The organism is Gammaproteobacteria bacterium (genome assembly GCA_036381015.1).
Taxonomy (GTDB): domain Bacteria; phylum Pseudomonadota; class Gammaproteobacteria; order Steroidobacterales; family Rariloculaceae; genus ZC4RG20.
In genome coordinates this window covers 44884-58801 of record DASVDR010000024.1, presented here as the reverse complement: position 1 = coordinate 58801, position 13918 = coordinate 44884, and the positions used below count along the sequence as shown (strand labels likewise).

The 13918-nt window shown below is 68.5% G+C and carries 17 protein-coding genes; 8 read left to right on the top strand and 9 right to left on the bottom strand.

Annotated features, from left to right (window positions below):
- Window positions 1-11: 11 nt before the first annotated feature.
- The gene (locus tag VF329_08760; protein HEX7081089.1) at window positions 12-440 is read right to left on the bottom strand and encodes a DUF423 domain-containing protein; all 429 of its coding nucleotides are present in this window, start codon (window positions 438-440) and stop codon (window positions 12-14) included.
- A gap of 132 nt (window positions 441-572) precedes the next feature.
- Here VF329_08760 and VF329_08755 point away from each other — a divergent pair, with 132 nt between their 5' ends.
- Window positions 573-1178, top strand: a complete 606-nt coding sequence (locus VF329_08755) for a glutathione S-transferase family protein (protein HEX7081088.1) — start codon at window positions 573-575, stop codon at window positions 1176-1178.
- A 21-nt stretch (window positions 1179-1199) separates the two neighbouring features.
- On the opposite strand, the gene VF329_08750 is transcribed toward VF329_08755, so the two are convergent.
- Window positions 1200-1487 carry a DUF3473 domain-containing protein gene (locus VF329_08750; protein HEX7081087.1) on the bottom strand — a complete coding sequence of 96 codons (288 nt, stop codon included), beginning with the start codon at window positions 1485-1487 and terminating at the stop codon, window positions 1200-1202.
- A 178-nt stretch (window positions 1488-1665) separates the two neighbouring features.
- Here VF329_08750 and VF329_08745 point away from each other — a divergent pair, with 178 nt between their 5' ends.
- Both VF329_08745 and VF329_08740 read left to right on the top strand, forming a co-directional pair.
- Window positions 1666-1854 carry a hypothetical protein gene (locus VF329_08745; GenBank protein ID HEX7081086.1) on the top strand — a complete coding sequence of 63 codons (189 nt, stop codon included), beginning with the start codon at window positions 1666-1668 and terminating at the stop codon, window positions 1852-1854.
- A 418-nt stretch (window positions 1855-2272) separates the two neighbouring features.
- Complete coding sequence (locus VF329_08740) at window positions 2273-2431, top strand: hypothetical protein (GenBank protein HEX7081085.1); 159 nt, start codon at window positions 2273-2275, stop codon at window positions 2429-2431.
- Window positions 2432-2500: 69 nt separating this feature from the next.
- Here VF329_08740 and putP read toward each other — a convergent pair whose 3' ends face one another.
- Window positions 2501-3982: a sodium/proline symporter PutP gene (putP, locus tag VF329_08735; GenBank protein ID HEX7081084.1), complete on the bottom strand. Its 1482-nt coding sequence runs from the start codon at window positions 3980-3982 to the stop codon at window positions 2501-2503.
- Window positions 3983-4096: 114 nt separating this feature from the next.
- Window positions 4097-4273, bottom strand: a complete 177-nt coding sequence (locus tag VF329_08730) for a hypothetical protein (GenBank protein ID HEX7081083.1) — start codon at window positions 4271-4273, stop codon at window positions 4097-4099.
- 703 nt (window positions 4274-4976) lie between these two features.
- On the opposite strand from VF329_08730, the gene VF329_08725 reads away from it, so the two are divergent.
- Window positions 4977-5306: a YqcC family protein gene (locus VF329_08725; protein ID HEX7081082.1), complete on the top strand. Its 330-nt coding sequence runs from the start codon at window positions 4977-4979 to the stop codon at window positions 5304-5306.
- 56 nt (window positions 5307-5362) lie between these two features.
- Here the strand turns inward: VF329_08725 and rpoD are convergent, their stop codons facing one another.
- The 4 genes from rpoD to rpsU form a co-directional block, all read right to left on the bottom strand.
- Complete coding sequence (gene rpoD / locus VF329_08720) at window positions 5363-7216, bottom strand: RNA polymerase sigma factor RpoD (GenBank protein HEX7081081.1); 1854 nt, start codon at window positions 7214-7216, stop codon at window positions 5363-5365.
- Between the two features lie 138 nt (window positions 7217-7354).
- Entirely contained in the window at window positions 7355-9061 is a 1707-nt protein-coding gene (gene dnaG, locus VF329_08715; protein HEX7081080.1) for a DNA primase, read from the bottom strand.
- 101 nt (window positions 9062-9162) lie between these two features.
- Complete coding sequence (locus VF329_08710) at window positions 9163-9612, bottom strand: GatB/YqeY domain-containing protein (protein HEX7081079.1); 450 nt, start codon at window positions 9610-9612, stop codon at window positions 9163-9165.
- A gap of 33 nt (window positions 9613-9645) precedes the next feature.
- Complete coding sequence (rpsU, locus tag VF329_08705) at window positions 9646-9861, bottom strand: 30S ribosomal protein S21 (protein HEX7081078.1); 216 nt, start codon at window positions 9859-9861, stop codon at window positions 9646-9648.
- A gap of 169 nt (window positions 9862-10030) precedes the next feature.
- Between rpsU and tsaD the strand changes: the two genes are divergently transcribed.
- From tsaD to folK, 3 genes are read left to right on the top strand one after another with little or no spacing between them, the layout of a single operon-like run.
- Window positions 10031-11104 (top strand): tRNA (adenosine(37)-N6)-threonylcarbamoyltransferase complex transferase subunit TsaD, encoded by a 1074-nt coding sequence (tsaD, locus tag VF329_08700; GenBank protein HEX7081077.1) that lies wholly within the window; start codon window positions 10031-10033, stop codon window positions 11102-11104.
- A gap of 5 nt (window positions 11105-11109) precedes the next feature.
- A complete protein-coding gene (gene folB / locus VF329_08695) occupies window positions 11110-11472 on the top strand; it encodes a dihydroneopterin aldolase (protein ID HEX7081076.1) in 363 nt (120 codons plus the stop codon).
- The gene (gene folK / locus VF329_08690; GenBank protein ID HEX7081075.1) at window positions 11465-11956 is read left to right on the top strand and encodes a 2-amino-4-hydroxy-6-hydroxymethyldihydropteridine diphosphokinase; all 492 of its coding nucleotides are present in this window, start codon (window positions 11465-11467) and stop codon (window positions 11954-11956) included. Before folB ends, folK begins: the two co-directional genes overlap by 8 nt.
- 8 nt (window positions 11957-11964) lie before the next feature.
- Here folK and VF329_08685 read toward each other — a convergent pair whose 3' ends face one another.
- A complete protein-coding gene (locus VF329_08685) occupies window positions 11965-12720 on the bottom strand; it encodes a pteridine reductase (GenBank protein HEX7081074.1) in 756 nt (251 codons plus the stop codon).
- Window positions 12721-12767: 47 nt separating this feature from the next.
- Here VF329_08685 and VF329_08680 point away from each other — a divergent pair, with 47 nt between their 5' ends.
- Window positions 12768-13907: an SAM-dependent methyltransferase gene (locus VF329_08680; GenBank protein HEX7081073.1), complete on the top strand. Its 1140-nt coding sequence runs from the start codon at window positions 12768-12770 to the stop codon at window positions 13905-13907.
- Window positions 13908-13918 lie beyond the last annotated feature (11 nt).

The following is a 13918-nucleotide window of genomic DNA, read 5'->3' as shown; positions in this document are numbered from 1 at the left end:
GAGCCGTACCGTCACGAAGGAGGGGGTGCGCCTTGCGGCGGCGGCTCCGGCACGCGGCGCGCGGCTCGATGGACGATCGCCGCGACGATCAGCGCGGCCCAGCCCGCCATCAGCGTGACCCCGCCGAGAGGCGCCGCCTGACCGGCGGCGCTCCAGCCCGCGAGCCTCGACGCATAGATCGCACCGCAGAATCCGACGGTGCCCGCGAAGAAGAGCCAGCCTGCGGCGTCGACCGCGCGTCCCCCGAGCCGATCGCGCAACAGCGCGACCGCGAGCAGCGCGAGCCCGTGATGAAACTGAAAGGCGACCGCCGTGCGGACCGCGTCCACGGCTGCCGCGTCGGCGCTTCGCATGCCGTGGCTCGCGTAGGCGCCGAGCATCGTGGCGACGAGCAGCGATGCGGACGCGAGCGCGACGAAGAGCTTTGCGATCGAAGACATGTATCATTTCCTCGGGCGGCCGGGTCCGGGCTCGCGGAACGCCGCGCCGTCTCACGCGGTCCGCGCCGATCGTCCCACCGCGGCGCGGCCGGATGTGCCCACCCTCGCTGAATGTTCAGGGGTTCGTTGCCGATGAAGCTTTACCATTGCAAGGGAAGCCGGTCCACCCGGGTATTGTGGCTGTTCGAGGAGCTAGGGCTCGACTACGAGCTCGAGGTGCTGCCTTTCGACCCGAAAGCGCTTCGGTCGGCGGACTACCTGCAGGTCAGCCCGTTCGGCAAGGTTCCGGTCCTCGTCGACGATACGCTCACGATGTTCGAGTCCGTGGCGATCATCCAGTACGTGCTCGAGCATTACGGGGCAGGCCGCCTCCGTCCGCACCACGAATCCCCGCATTACGGATATTTCCTGCAATGGCTGCATTTCGGCGAGTCGACGCTGATGGTGCCCGTGGCGCAGATCGCGGCGCACACGATGCTGCTGCCGGAAACGGAGCGGAGCAAGGAACGGCTGGAAGAGGCGAAGCGAGTCTTCCACCACTACGCCGAGATACTCGACCGCGAGCTGCAGGGGCACGAGTATCTCGTCGCGGACGAGTTCAGCGCCGCCGACATCGTCGTCGGCTACACGTTGTACGCGGCCGACCAGTGCGGCGCGCTGCCGGACGACCTTCCGGCGCTCCGTGCATACTACGATCGACTGGCCGCCCGGCCGGCGTTCAAGAAGGCCACGGCGTAAGAGCGCGCGCGAGGCCGTCCGTCAAACCGCACGCGCCGCCGTCTCGCGAGGGTGCCACGCCGGCAGAGGCTCGAGCGCGCGCAGCGTCTCGTGCATGCTGCCCGCCCGTCCCGTGACGGAGGAGAGGAGGCGCTGCACGCGCGAGCGCGTGCGCCGCCGAAACGGGTATCGGGTCCCGAGGGCCCGCAGCCGAGCGTCGCTGCGCCAAGGCAGGGTCCGCGCGACCTCCCACGGATGAAAGTAGATCATTCCGGCTCGTCCGAGCCTGGTTTGTCGCGCAAGACCGCATTCGACGATCGGCCAGGGCAGGATCCGATGAAGCCGGCGCCGCCCGTCACGACGACGACGGCGCCCGGGCGAAGCGGCTTACAGCCTTCTTCCGCGGAAGCGTCATGATCGGCTCGCACGCTACCCCCGTACGCTTTCGACGAAGTCAGCATCTCATCGCTTTGAGCGGCAGCAAGATGGTCTCGTGGGCGGTGACGGCATGCGTATCGCGATGATCGGTTCGCGCGGCCTGCGGAGCGAGTACTCGGGAATCGAAGCGCTGCTGCGCGAGTTGTGCCCGCGCTTGGCGGCGCGCGGTCATGACGTCGCCGTGTTCGGGGAACCCGGTGGCGGCCGCTACTACCTGGGCGTGTCGGCCGTGAGCGTGCCGGCGCTCCGGGGCAAGTAGTTCGAGACGCTTTCGCGCTCGTTTCTCGCCACGTGCCGAGCGGCGGCGGACCGGTTCGACGTCATTCACTTTCACGACGCCGGGCCCGGGCTGTTCGGCCGGCTTGCCTCGCCCCGCGGCGTGCCGACCGTGCTGACGCTCCACGCCAGAGACTGGAAGCACGCCAAGTGGCCCCGCCCGTTACGTGCGTGAGCTCGCGACGGCGGCGCGCGGCAATGTCCTTCTTGCCGGGCACCTGCCGGCGGCGGAGCTCGCCGAGCTGCTCGCCAATGCCTATCTGCTGGTTCACCCTCCCATGTCGAGGGCAGGCCCATGGTCGTGCTCGAAGCGCTTGCTTACGGCACGCCGGTGCTCGTGAGCGACATCCGGGAGAATATCGAGGCCGCAGGAGCGCAGGCTTACGTGTTCGAGACCGGCAATGTCGCCGATCTCGCGAAGCAGCTCGAGCTCCTCCTTCATCGTCCCGAAGGCGATCGCGGAGACGCGCCGCAACCTCGCGACGGTCCATCACGAAAGCGGCTCGTGGGAGCGTCTCGTGGATCGCTACGAAGCGATCTACCGAGAGGTGGCCGGGTAGCGGACCGAGCGGCGGCGCCCGGCGCCTTTTCGATCGAGAACGGCTGCAGGCGCGGCGCGCTCCCGACGTCTAGGAAGCCGCTTCGGTGTCCCGAGGCTTCACGACCCGCTCGGCGCGCCGCGTCTCGAGCAGCGACACGCCGACGATCGCGATCGCGGACGCAACGAATCCCGGCACGAGCTCGTAAAGCTCGAAGATCGGACCTTCGATCTGCGGCCAGACGATCACGGTGAGACCGCCGACGACGATGCCCGCGAGCGCGCCGTTTCGCGTCATCCCCTCCCAGTAGAGCGACAGCACGATCGCCGGCCCGAACGCCGCGCCGAAGCCGGCCCAGGCCCACGCGACGAGCGACAGCACTCGGCTTTCGGGATCGAGGCCGAGAAGGAACGCGACGACGGCGATTCCGAGGACGGCGAGCCTTCCGGCCCAGAGCAGCTCCGCTCGGCCCGCGTCCGGCCGAACGAAGCCCCGGTAAAAATCCTCCGCGAATGCCGACGACGAGACGAGCAGCTGCGCGGAGGCCGTGCTCATGATCGCGGCGAGGATGCCCGAGAGGCACACGCCCGCGATCGCCGGATGGAAGAATTCCGTGGCCAGCAGGATGAAGACCTTCTCGCTGTCCGCACCCTCGAGCGGCGGGTCGAGCACGAGCACGCCGGTGAGGCCGACGACGACGGCCGCTGCGAGCACCGTGACGACCCAGCCCATCGCGACGCGGCGCGACGTCGTGAGCTCGTCGGCGCGGCGAATCGCCATGAAGCGCGCGAGGATGTGCGGCTGGCCGGGGTAGCCCAAGCCCCAGCCGAGGAGCGACAGCACGCCGAGGACCCCGAGCGTCTCCGTGCCAGTGCCGACGAACGGATCGAGCAACGCGGGATCGCGTGCCGAGAGCGCGTCGACGCCGGGCCCGACACCGCCGGCGAGCTGCACGCCGAGCGCGGCGACGAGAACGAGCGCGAGAAACATCAGCGTGCCCTGGAGCACGTCCGACCAGCTCACGGCGAGAAACCCGCCGAAGAACGTGTAGGCGAGCATCACGATCGAGCCCCAGAACATCGCTTCGATGTACGGGATTGCGAACAGCGTCTCGAAGAGCCTTCCCGCCGCAACGAATCCCGAGCTCGTGTAGAACGCAAAGAAGACGAGGATGAACGCCGCCGAGATCGTGCGCAGCACGCGCGAGCGATCGTCGAAGCGTCGCTCGAAGTAGTCGGGCAACGTCAGCGAGTCGGTGAGGCGCTCGGTTCGCGTGCGCAGCCTCGCCGCGACGAAGCGCCAATTGGCCCACGTGCCGATCGCGAGGCCGAGCGCGAGCCACGCGGCGTCGAGGCCCGCGAGATACGCGAGGCCGGGCAAGCCCATCAGCAGCCAGCCGCTCATGTCGGAGGCTTGCGCCGAGAGCGCGGTAACCCAGCTGCCGAGCTTGCGGCCGCCGAGGATGAAGTCGCCGAGCGTGCGTGTCCGCCGATACGCGAGGAAGCCGAGCAGCAGGCAGATCGCCATGTAGGCGACGAGAGCGGCGACGATGGCGGCGCTGTTTTCGATCACGGCCTGCGCGGGCGGAGAAGTCCTGCGGCGGTAATGGTAAACGAGCCGGTGCCGGAGGGTGCGCTGGCGGCGGGGTGACCTTATCGGTCGATGGGGGGATCTAAGAGCGCGCCTTCAAGCCACGCCATTACACCAGCTCCAGCCTGACTTCCGGCCCCGTACGCGCGCGGCCTTGAAGACGGTGTCGAGCCGAATTTTGTCGCTATCGGGATCGAGAATGCGGTCTAGCTGGCTGCGACTCGTTTGCATGCGCTTCGCCATCTCGTTCTTGCTGACACCTTTCTCCTTCATGGCCTGCTCGAGCTCACAGGCGAGCACGGCTTGATCGCGACCGCACTCGCCTCCTCGTGCAGCCCTTCCTCCTTCATGAACTCATTGAAGGACGATCCAATATGCTTTGCCTTCCTCATTCTGCTCATGGCGTGACCTCAGCGTAGGTCAATCTCCGCGCTGCACTGACTGAGACAGGCAGGGTAGAGAGCGCCGAGAACCCCTTCGGCGCAAAACTGTTGCCCATGTCTCCGGAATTAACTGTTACCTAAGTCCCTGGAATGGACCCTAGGTGGGATGGTGGGCCCGGTAGGACTCGAACCTACGACCAAGGGATTCACTCGTTCCGCCGTTTCCGGCGGGAGTGGACTATCTCTTCACCCGCAAGGCGCTCGCAGCGTCTTGGGAGGGTGCGGGATGCTCTCAGCCTGTCATTAAGAGCACTCGGAAGCGGCAGCGCTCCCAGCTCTCAGGTAGTCTCTGCACCTTCCGGCGGTGCACCGCCGGCTCGGCTCAGGGTCGCCGGCGCGCGCGCTGCGGTTTCCCTGAATTCATCCCGTCCACTCCGAGGCTTTCGCCGCGGAGGCACCGTCTCGATGAGTCCCCTGCTCTAACCAACTGAGCTACAGGCCCACGTGGCCGTTAGTCTATCACCCGCGCGCGCTGCTCGCGGCCCCGCGCTCGCGGGTTGTCGGGCCTCGAAACGGCCGTCAGAATCCTCTGGATGGAGGAGCACACCCGACGCGAAGCGCTCGCCGTCGTCATCGATCGTCTGGAAGCCACGCTGCGCGCGGCCGACGAATGGGAGGACGAGGCGCCGCCGGAGCGGCTGCTCGCGAGCCGCGAGCCGTTCTGCTACGACACGCTGACGTTCCACCAGTGGCTGCAGTGGCAGATGATCCCGCGAATGCGGCACATCCTCGACCATCACGAGGCGCTGCCCAAGAGCAGCGCGATCCTGCCGTACGCGGAAGAGTTCGTCGAGGATCAGGGGCGGCTCGGCCGCGAGCTGCTGCGCCTCATCGAGCGGTTTGACGAGCTGATCTCGGCGTGAACGAAAAAGGTGTCTGACACCAGGAAAAAGGTGTCAGACACCGTTATTTTAGGGCGTCAGTCCTCGAGCAGGAAGCTGCGGAGCTGGTCGGACCGCGACGGATGGCGCAGCTTGCGCAGCGCCTTCGCCTCGATCTGGCGAATGCGCTCGCGCGTGACGTCGAACTGCTTGCCGACCTCCTCGAGCGTGTGGTCGGTGTTCATGTCGATGCCGAAGCGCATCCGGAGCACCTTCGCCTCGCGCGGCGTGAGCCCGGCGAGGACGGCGTGGGTCGTCTCCTTCAGCCCTTCCTCAGTCGCGGAGTCGATCGGCGACGAGGCCGTCGTGTCCTCGATGAAGTCGCCGAGATGCGAATCCTCGTCGTCGCCGATCGGCGTCTCCATCGAGATCGGCTCCTTCGCGATCTTCAGCACCTTGCGGACCTTGTCCTCCGGCATCTCCATCCGCTGCGCGAGCTCCTCGGGCGTGGGCTCCCGGCCCATCTCCTGGAGCATCTGCCGCGAGATCCGATTCAGCTTGTTGATCGTCTCGATCATGTGCACCGGGATGCGGATCGTGCGCGCCTGGTCTGCGATCGAGCGCGTGATCGCCTGGCGGATCCACCACGTGGCATACGTCGAGAATTTGTAGCCGCGCCGATACTCGAACTTGTCCACGGCCTTCATCAGGCCGATGTTGCCTTCCTGGATCAGGTCGAGGAACTGAAGCCCGCGATTCGTGTACTTCTTCGCGATCGAGATCACGAGGCGCAGATTCGCCTCCACCATCTCCTTCTTCGCGCGGCGCGCCTGCGCCTCGCCGAGCGAGATCTGGCGGTTGATCTCCTTGATGTCGCCGATCGTCAGGGTCGCCTGCTGCTCGATCTTCTGCAGCCGCTTCTGCGCGCGCACGATCTCATCCTTCAGCCTCGTGAGCTGCGAGGAATGCTTGCGCTTCGCGCGGATGTGCTTGTCGACCCACGCAAGGTTGGTCTCGTTCTTCGGGAAGCTCGCGAGGAAATCCTTGCGCGGCATGCCCGCGTCGCGCACGCAAAGCGCCATGACCTGCCGCTCGTGAGTGCGGATCGCGTTCACCATGTCGCGAAGCTGCGCGACCATCTGATCGAACACCTTCGGCGCGAGCTTGAGCTCCATGAAGTCCGTGGTGAAGGCCTTCAGCGCCTTCTTCGTTTGCGCGTTGCGGACGCCGTGCTCGGCCAGAAGCTCCACGTAGCGCTTGTGTAGGCGCTTCAGCTTCTTCAGGCGCTTCGCGACCTCCTCCGGATCGGGTCCGGTCTCCGTGACCGTCTCTCGCGGGGCGTCATCGTCGTCGTCCGAGTCGTTCGCGTCGTCGGCGGCCTCCTGGTCGGCGCGCACGCTCGGCTCCGCGATCTCCTCGTTCGGATCGATGAAGCCGACGATGACGTCCTGAAGGCGAGCTTCCCCGCGCGCCACCTGCTCGTGAGCCTCGTAAAGCAGATCGAACGTCGGCGGGAACTGCGCGAGCGCCTGCCGCACCTGGTCGAGCCCTTCCTCGATGCGCTTCGCGATCCTGATCTCGCCTTCCCGGGTCAGGAGCTCGACGGTGCCCATCTCACGCATGTACATCCGTACGGGATCCGTGGTGCGGCCGAACTCGCTGTCGACGGTGGCGAGCGCCGCCGCCGCTTCGTCGGCCGCATCGTCGTCCGTGGAGACCGCCGAGTCGGACAACAGGAGGGACTCCGCGTCCGGCGCCTTCTCGAACACGGTGATGCCCATGTCGTTGATCATGTTGACGATATCCTCGATCTGCTCGGGATCGACGATGTCGCTCGGCAAATGATCGTTGACCTCGCCGTACGTCAGGTAGCCCTGCTCCTTGCCCTTCGCAATCAGCAGCTTGAGCTGGGACTGGCGCTCGTCTTCCTGGGAATGGGAGGCTGTATCCATAGACAGCATTTTCCTCTGGGTCGGGGGGCGGCTAAAAAACGGTGCACTATAGCGCTTTCACCATGGCGCGGCCACGTCCGATGCTACGTTTTGTTGGGATGTTCACATCACCAATTAGTTCACGTTGCGCGCGCGCATTCAGCCCGCGCCGGACCGCGGACGCCGCAGCGCTTCGGCGGCCCGCAGGCGTTGCTGCCGGAGCGCATGCGTCTGCACGATCCGCTCGAGACTGTCCCGAAGCAACGCGGCCGCCTCGGCATCGTTCTCGACCGGCGGCGGGTCGGCCGCCGCGAGCCGCGTCACGTGCCGCTCGTCCGGGTCGCCGCGAAACCGCTCGAGCAGGTTCGCGAGCTTAACGTTGGGGTTATCCCTGGTAATTTCAAGCAGTTGCCGCAATAGCGGGGCGCCCGGATCGTCCACCTCGTCAAAGCCCGGCACGTCTCCGCCCATCCGGGACGCGCCCGGGTGGTGCAGCACGAGCGTGATCATCTTCCCGATCGGCGTCGACTTCCCGCGCTTCGGGGGTGCGGGGCGCTCGCCCGCTGCCGAGCTCGCACGCCGCGGGCCCTCGAGCAGCTGGGTGAATCGAGCCGCTTCGATCTTCGCGACGCTCGCAAGTTCCTCGATCAGCAGCTCGCGGTAGACGCCGGCCGGCAACCGATCGAGCAGCGGCTTCGCCATCGCGACGAGACGGGAGCGCGCGTCGACACCGTCGGTGTCGTGCACCCGCGATCGGAGCTCGGCGAGCAGAAAGGACGCGAGCGGCGCCGCCGCCGCGAGCCTCGCCCGGAACGCGGCTGCACCCTCGGCGCGCACGAGGGAATCCGGGTCCTCGCCTTCCGGCAGCAGCAGAAACGCGATCTCGACGTTGCCGCCCGCGAACGGCAGCGCCGTCTCGAGCGCGCGCCACGCGGCCGCACGCCCCGCCCGGTCCCCGTCGAAGCAAAAGACGACGCGATCCGAGAGCCGCGTGAGCCGCCGGACGTGGTCGGCGGTCGTCGCCGTCCCGAGCGTGGCGACGGCCGGCTCGATGCCGAATTGCGCGAGGCTCGCCACGTCGAGATAGCCTTCGACGACGACGATCTGCTCGGGGCGACCCTGCCGGCGCCGCGCTTCGTAGAGCCCGTAGAGCTCGCGCCCTTTGTGAAACACGGGCGACTCCGGCGAGTTCAAGTACTTCGGCTCGCCGCCGCCGAGCACGCGCCCGCCGAAGCCGATCACGTCGCCCTTCGTGTTTCGGATCGGAAACATGATGCGATCGCGGAAGCGGTCGTAGCACCGGCCTTGCTCGTTTCGGATCAGCAGGCCCGCCTGGATCAGCTTCGCGACCCGCCCTTCGTCGCGCCCGAGCGCCCGCAGCACGGTGTCCCAGGCGTCGGGCGCATAGCCCAGGCCGTAGCGTCCCGCTGTCGTCCCGTCGATGCCGCGCTTTTTCAGGTACTCGATCGCGGCAGGGCTCTCGCGGAGCGCGCGCCGATAGATCTGGTCGGCCTCGTGCAGCAACGGAACCAGACCCGTGTCCTGCGGCCGCTCGTCCGGGGAGACGCCGGCCGGCATCGGCAGGCCGAGCATGTCCGCGAGCGCTTCCGCGGCCTCGGGAAAGGTCAGATTGTCGTAGCGCATCAGGAATCCGAGCGCCGTGCCGTTCGCGCCGCACCCGAAGCAGTGGTAGAAGCCCTTCGTCGGGCTCACGGTGAACGACGGGGTCTTCTCGTCGTGGAACGGGCAAAGCCCCTTGTAGTCCCGGCCCGCCTTCCTCAGGGAGACGCGGGAACCGACGACGTCGACGATGTCGGCCCGCGAGACCAGCTCGTCGATGAAGGCTTGCGGGATGCGCCTGCTCATGCCTCCGGCTTGCGCGGCCCTCCGTCTCCCGCGCGGCGATCGTGAGCCCGACCCGATCGCGACACGATTACTGACGCCCGGACGGCGCGGGGCGTCGCGGCCTAGTCGCCTTCCAGCGCGGCGCGCACTCGGGCGTTCACGTCGCGCATGTCGGCGCGGCCCGCCGCTTTCGCCTTGATTGCCGCCATGACCCGGCCGATGTCGTTGAGCCCGCGCGCGCCGACCTCGTCGATCGTGTCGGAGATCAGCGTTTCGAGCTCCTCCTCCGTGAGCGGCTCCGGCAAGTAGCTCTGGAGAACCGCAATCTCGGCCTCCTCCTTCGCGACGAGATCGGTGCGCCCCGCGTCACGGTACTGCGCCAGCGCGTCGCGGGTCTGCTTGATCATGCGCTCGAGGACGTTGCGCACGCCCGCGTCGTCGAGCTGCTGACGGGTGTCGACCTCGCGCTGCTTCACGGCGGCGAGTGCGAGACGCAGCGCGCTCAGGCGGGCCTTGTCGCCTCCGCGCAGCGCGGCTTTCATGTCCTCTTCGAGGCGGCCCTTCAGAGACATAGGACCGGTGGCGTCGGATTTGGTTACAGCGTATCAGTACAAGCGTCGGCGCCGTGACAGCGTGCGTGCGTTACGTTTCAAATGGCGCTTCACGGCCGCGGCCTTCTTGCGCTTGCGCTCCTGCGTGGGCTTTTCGTAGTACTCTCGCCTGCGCAGCTCTGTCAGAATACCCGCCTTTTCGCAGGCGCGCTTGAATCGGCGGAGCGCCGCATCGAAATGTTCGCTTTCTCTTACTCGGACGCTTGGCATCAAGGACTCGTGGTAGGTAGCTGACGCGACGGCCGAGGCCAGCCGCTGAGCCGGCTATGATAAACCCCTGGGAAAGCGAGTGTAAAGGCCGCGGCGCGGCCGCAGCGGCCGCGAGGCGCGAGCGCATGAGGGCCCCCTTTTCGACCCCGGCCCCCCGGCCCGGCGGCGCATGATCGTCCTCGGGATCGAGACGAGCTGCGACGAGACCGGCGTTGCCGTGTTCGACGGCGCTCGGGGAATCGTCGCGGAGGCGCTCGCGACCCAAACGGCGATCCACGCCCCGTTCGGCGGCGTCGTCCCCGAGCTCGCGTCGCGGGACCACATTGCGAAGCTCGCGCCGATGGTCATCGGAGTCCTGGGCGAGGCCGGCATCGAGGCGCGCGAGCTCGGCGCGGTCGCCTACACCGCGGGGCCGGGCCTGATCGGCGCGCTGATGGTCGGCGGCGCGTTCGCCGCGTCGCTCGCGTTCGGGCTCGGCATCCCGGCCGTGCCGGTCCACCACATGGAGGGCCACCTCCTCGCCGCGATGCTCGAGACGGATCCACCCGAGTTTCCGTTTCTGGCGCTCCTGGTCTCCGGCGGCCACACGCTGCTCGTCGAGGTGCGGGGGCTCGGCCGCTACCGAATCGTCGGCGAAACGCTCGACGACGCGGCCGGCGAGGCGTTCGACAAGGTCGCGCGGCTTCTGTCGCTGCCGTACCCCGGCGGGCCGCAGCTCGCGGCCCTCGCCGAGGAAGGCGATCCGGAAAGCTTCGCCTTTCCCCGGCCGCTTCGAAATCAGGGGCTCGATTTCAGCTTCAGCGGGCTGAAGACCGCGGTGCGGCTCGCGGTCGACGGGTATCGCACGGCGCACGGCGGCCTGCCGGACCGCGCGCGGGCCGACGTCGCGGCCGCTTTTCAGGCCGCCGTCGTCGACAGCCTCGTCGGCAAGTGCGCGGCGGCGCTCGAGGCTACCGGTTTGCCGAGGCTCGTCGTCGCCGGCGGCGTCGGCGCGAATCGGCGTTTGCGCGCGGCGCTCGCGGAAATGGGACGGCGCCTCGGCATCGCCGTACATTACCCTCGGCCCGCGCTTTGCACGGACAACGGAGCGATGATCGCGTACGCGGGGGCGTGTCGGGCGGCGGGCGCGGGCGGGAACCCGCATCGGATCGTCGCGCGGCCCCGGTGGTCGCTGGAGGAGCTTGCGCCGCCGGGCGGCGCGGAAGCGTGCGGCGCCGGCGTGCCGGCAGCGAAGGTGAGGTAAGCGTCTTGGACATCATTTTTCTCCGCGAGCTCAAAGTCGAGACCGTGATCGGCATCTGGGAATGGGAGCGCCACGTGACGCAGATCGTGAGCATCGATCTCGAGATGGCCGCGGACGTGAAACGGGCGGCCGAGGCCGACCGGATCGATCAAGGTCTGAACTACAAGGACGTCGCGAAACGCGTCGTCGCGTTCGTCGAAGGCGCGCGCTTCCAGCTCGTCGAATCGCTCGCGGACGCGATCGCCCGGATCGTCGTGCAGGAATTCCGCGTCCCGTGGGTGAAGGTCTCGGTCGCGAAGCCCGGCGCGATCGAAGGCTCGAAGGAAGTCGGCGTCGTCATCGAACGCCGCACGGAGGACTATGTTTGACGTCTATGTCGGCATCGGCAGCAACATCGATCCCGAGCGCCACGTGGCGCTCGCGGTCGCCGCGCTCGGTGCCCGCTTCGGTGCATTGCGTTGCTCGGACGTCTATCGAAGCCCCGCGTTCGGGTTCACCGGCGACGATTTCCTCAACATGGTCGCCGCGTTCGCGACCGATGCGGACGCGGACGCCGTCGAGCGGACGCTCTACGACATCGAGTACGAGGGCGGACGCGCACGGCGCGGCGCGCGCTTCTCGGCGCGGACGCTCGACCTCGATCTGCTGCTCTACGGCGCGCTCGTCGACCCGGCGCGGCGCGTGCCGCGCGACGACATCCTGCACTACCCGTTCGTGCTGGCGCCGCTCGCGGACCTCGCGCCGGATCTCCGTCATCCGCTGACGGGCCGGACGATCCGAGCGGAGTGGGAGCTGATGCGCGCCCGGCCCGTTGCGCTCGTGCGCGTCGGGCCGCTTGCGCGCGCCTCTTGACGCTCCGGCTACCAGCCGACGCTTCGGCCGCCGTCGACCGCGAGGATCTGGCCGGTCACGTAGGTCGCGTCGCGCACGAGATAGAGCACGGCGGACGCGATTTCGTCGGGATGACCGGTCCGCTTCAGCGGGATCTGCCGCAGGATGCTTTGCCGGGCGCTCTCCGTGATCCCGGATTCGGCCCAGAGGATCGCGCCCGGCGCGACGCCGTTCACGCGAATCTCCGGGGCGAGATCCTTCGCGAGCGAGCGTGTCAGCATCGCGAGGCCCGCCTTCGCGGCCCCGTAGACCACATGGTTGCGCAACGGCCGCTGCGCGTGAATGTCGACGATGTTCACGATCACGCCGCGCGCCTCCTTGAGGTGCGGCAGCGCGGCCTGGGCCAGGAACAGCGGCGCCTTGAGGTTGCTGTCGATCAGGTCGTGCCACTCGGTCTCCGTGATCGAGCCGAGCGGCGTCGGATAGAAGCTCGAGGCGTTGTTCACGAGCACGTCGAGCCGGCCGGCGCGCGCGACGACGTCGGCGACGACGCGCTCGAGCGCGCCGAGGTCGCGGAGGTCGCCGCCGACGGTGACGGCGGACCCCGGCCGGGCGGCGTCGAGCTCCGCGGCGAGCGCTTCCGCGCCGGCGGAAGTCCTGAAGTAATGGATCGCGACGTTCGCGCCGGCGCCGTGCAAGGTGCGCGCGATCGCCGCGCCGATTCGCTTGCCCGCGCCGGTCACGAGGGCCCATCGTCCGTCGAGGGATCGCCGTTCGAGCTGCACCGAGATTCCAAAGCCGCCGAGTTGCCGTTCCGCGTAAGGTTACACCAGTGAACGATTCCCGACTTCCGCCGCCCGACCCCGCCGCGCTCGAGAGAAGCCGTACGCTCGCCGCGCTGATCCGCGACGAGATCGCAGCCGAGGGCGGGTGGATCGGCTTCGACCGGTACATGGAGCGGGCGCTCTACGCGCCCGGGCTCGGCTATTACAGCGCCGGCGCCGCGAAGCTCGGCCGGGGCGGCGATTTCGTGACCGCGCCCGAGCTCTCCGACGCGCTCGGCCGCGCGATCGCGGCGGCGCTCGGGCCGCTGCTCGCCGCGATGGCGGAGCCCGTAATCCTCGAGCTCGGCGCCGGCACGGGCCGCTTGGCCGCGCAGATCCTCGACGCGCTCGAGCGCCGGGGTAGCGGGCCGGTCGCGTATCGCATCCTCGAGACCAGCGCGGAGCTCAGAAGCCGGCAGCAGCGCCTGCTCGCCGGGCGGCCCGGGGTGGCCTGGCTCGATCGGCTGCCGGAGCAGCCATTCGACGGCCTGATCGTCGCGAACGAGGTCGCCGACGCGCTGCCGGTCGCCTGCTTCGTGAAGCGCCGCGGGCGCATCGTGCCGGTCGGTGTCTCCGCCCCGAACGGCGCGCTCGGGTGGGCCGAGGGACCCGAGCAGCCGGCGCTGACCGAAGCCGTCGGCGCGCTCGAGGTGAGGCTCGGGGCGCCGCTGCCCGAACACTACCGCTCCGAGATCCGGCCGGTGCTCCCGCCGTGGATCACCGCGCTCGGCGGCACGCTGCGGCGCGGGGCGATGCTCCTCGTCGACTACGGCTACACGCGGCGCGAGTACTACGATCCGGCCCGCAGCCGCGGGACGCTGATCTGCCACTACCGGCACCGTGCGCTCGACGACCCTTTCGTCTATCCGGGGCTTCAGGACATCACCGCCTGGGTCGACTTCAGCGCCTGCGCCGACGCGGCGCGTGCCGCCGGGCTCGAGGTCGCGGGCTACACGACCCAGGCGCAGCTCCTGATCGGCGCGCTCGGCGCCGACCTGCTGCCGGCAGACGCCGGTCCGGCCGAGCTCGCCGCGCTGAAAACGCTCGTGCTGCCCGGCGAGATGGGCGAGCGCTTCAAGGCGTTGCTGCTCGGGAAGGGACTGGACGGCGCCGGGCTGCCCGGCCGGGACTTCCGCAGCAGGCTTTAAGGCCGACCGGG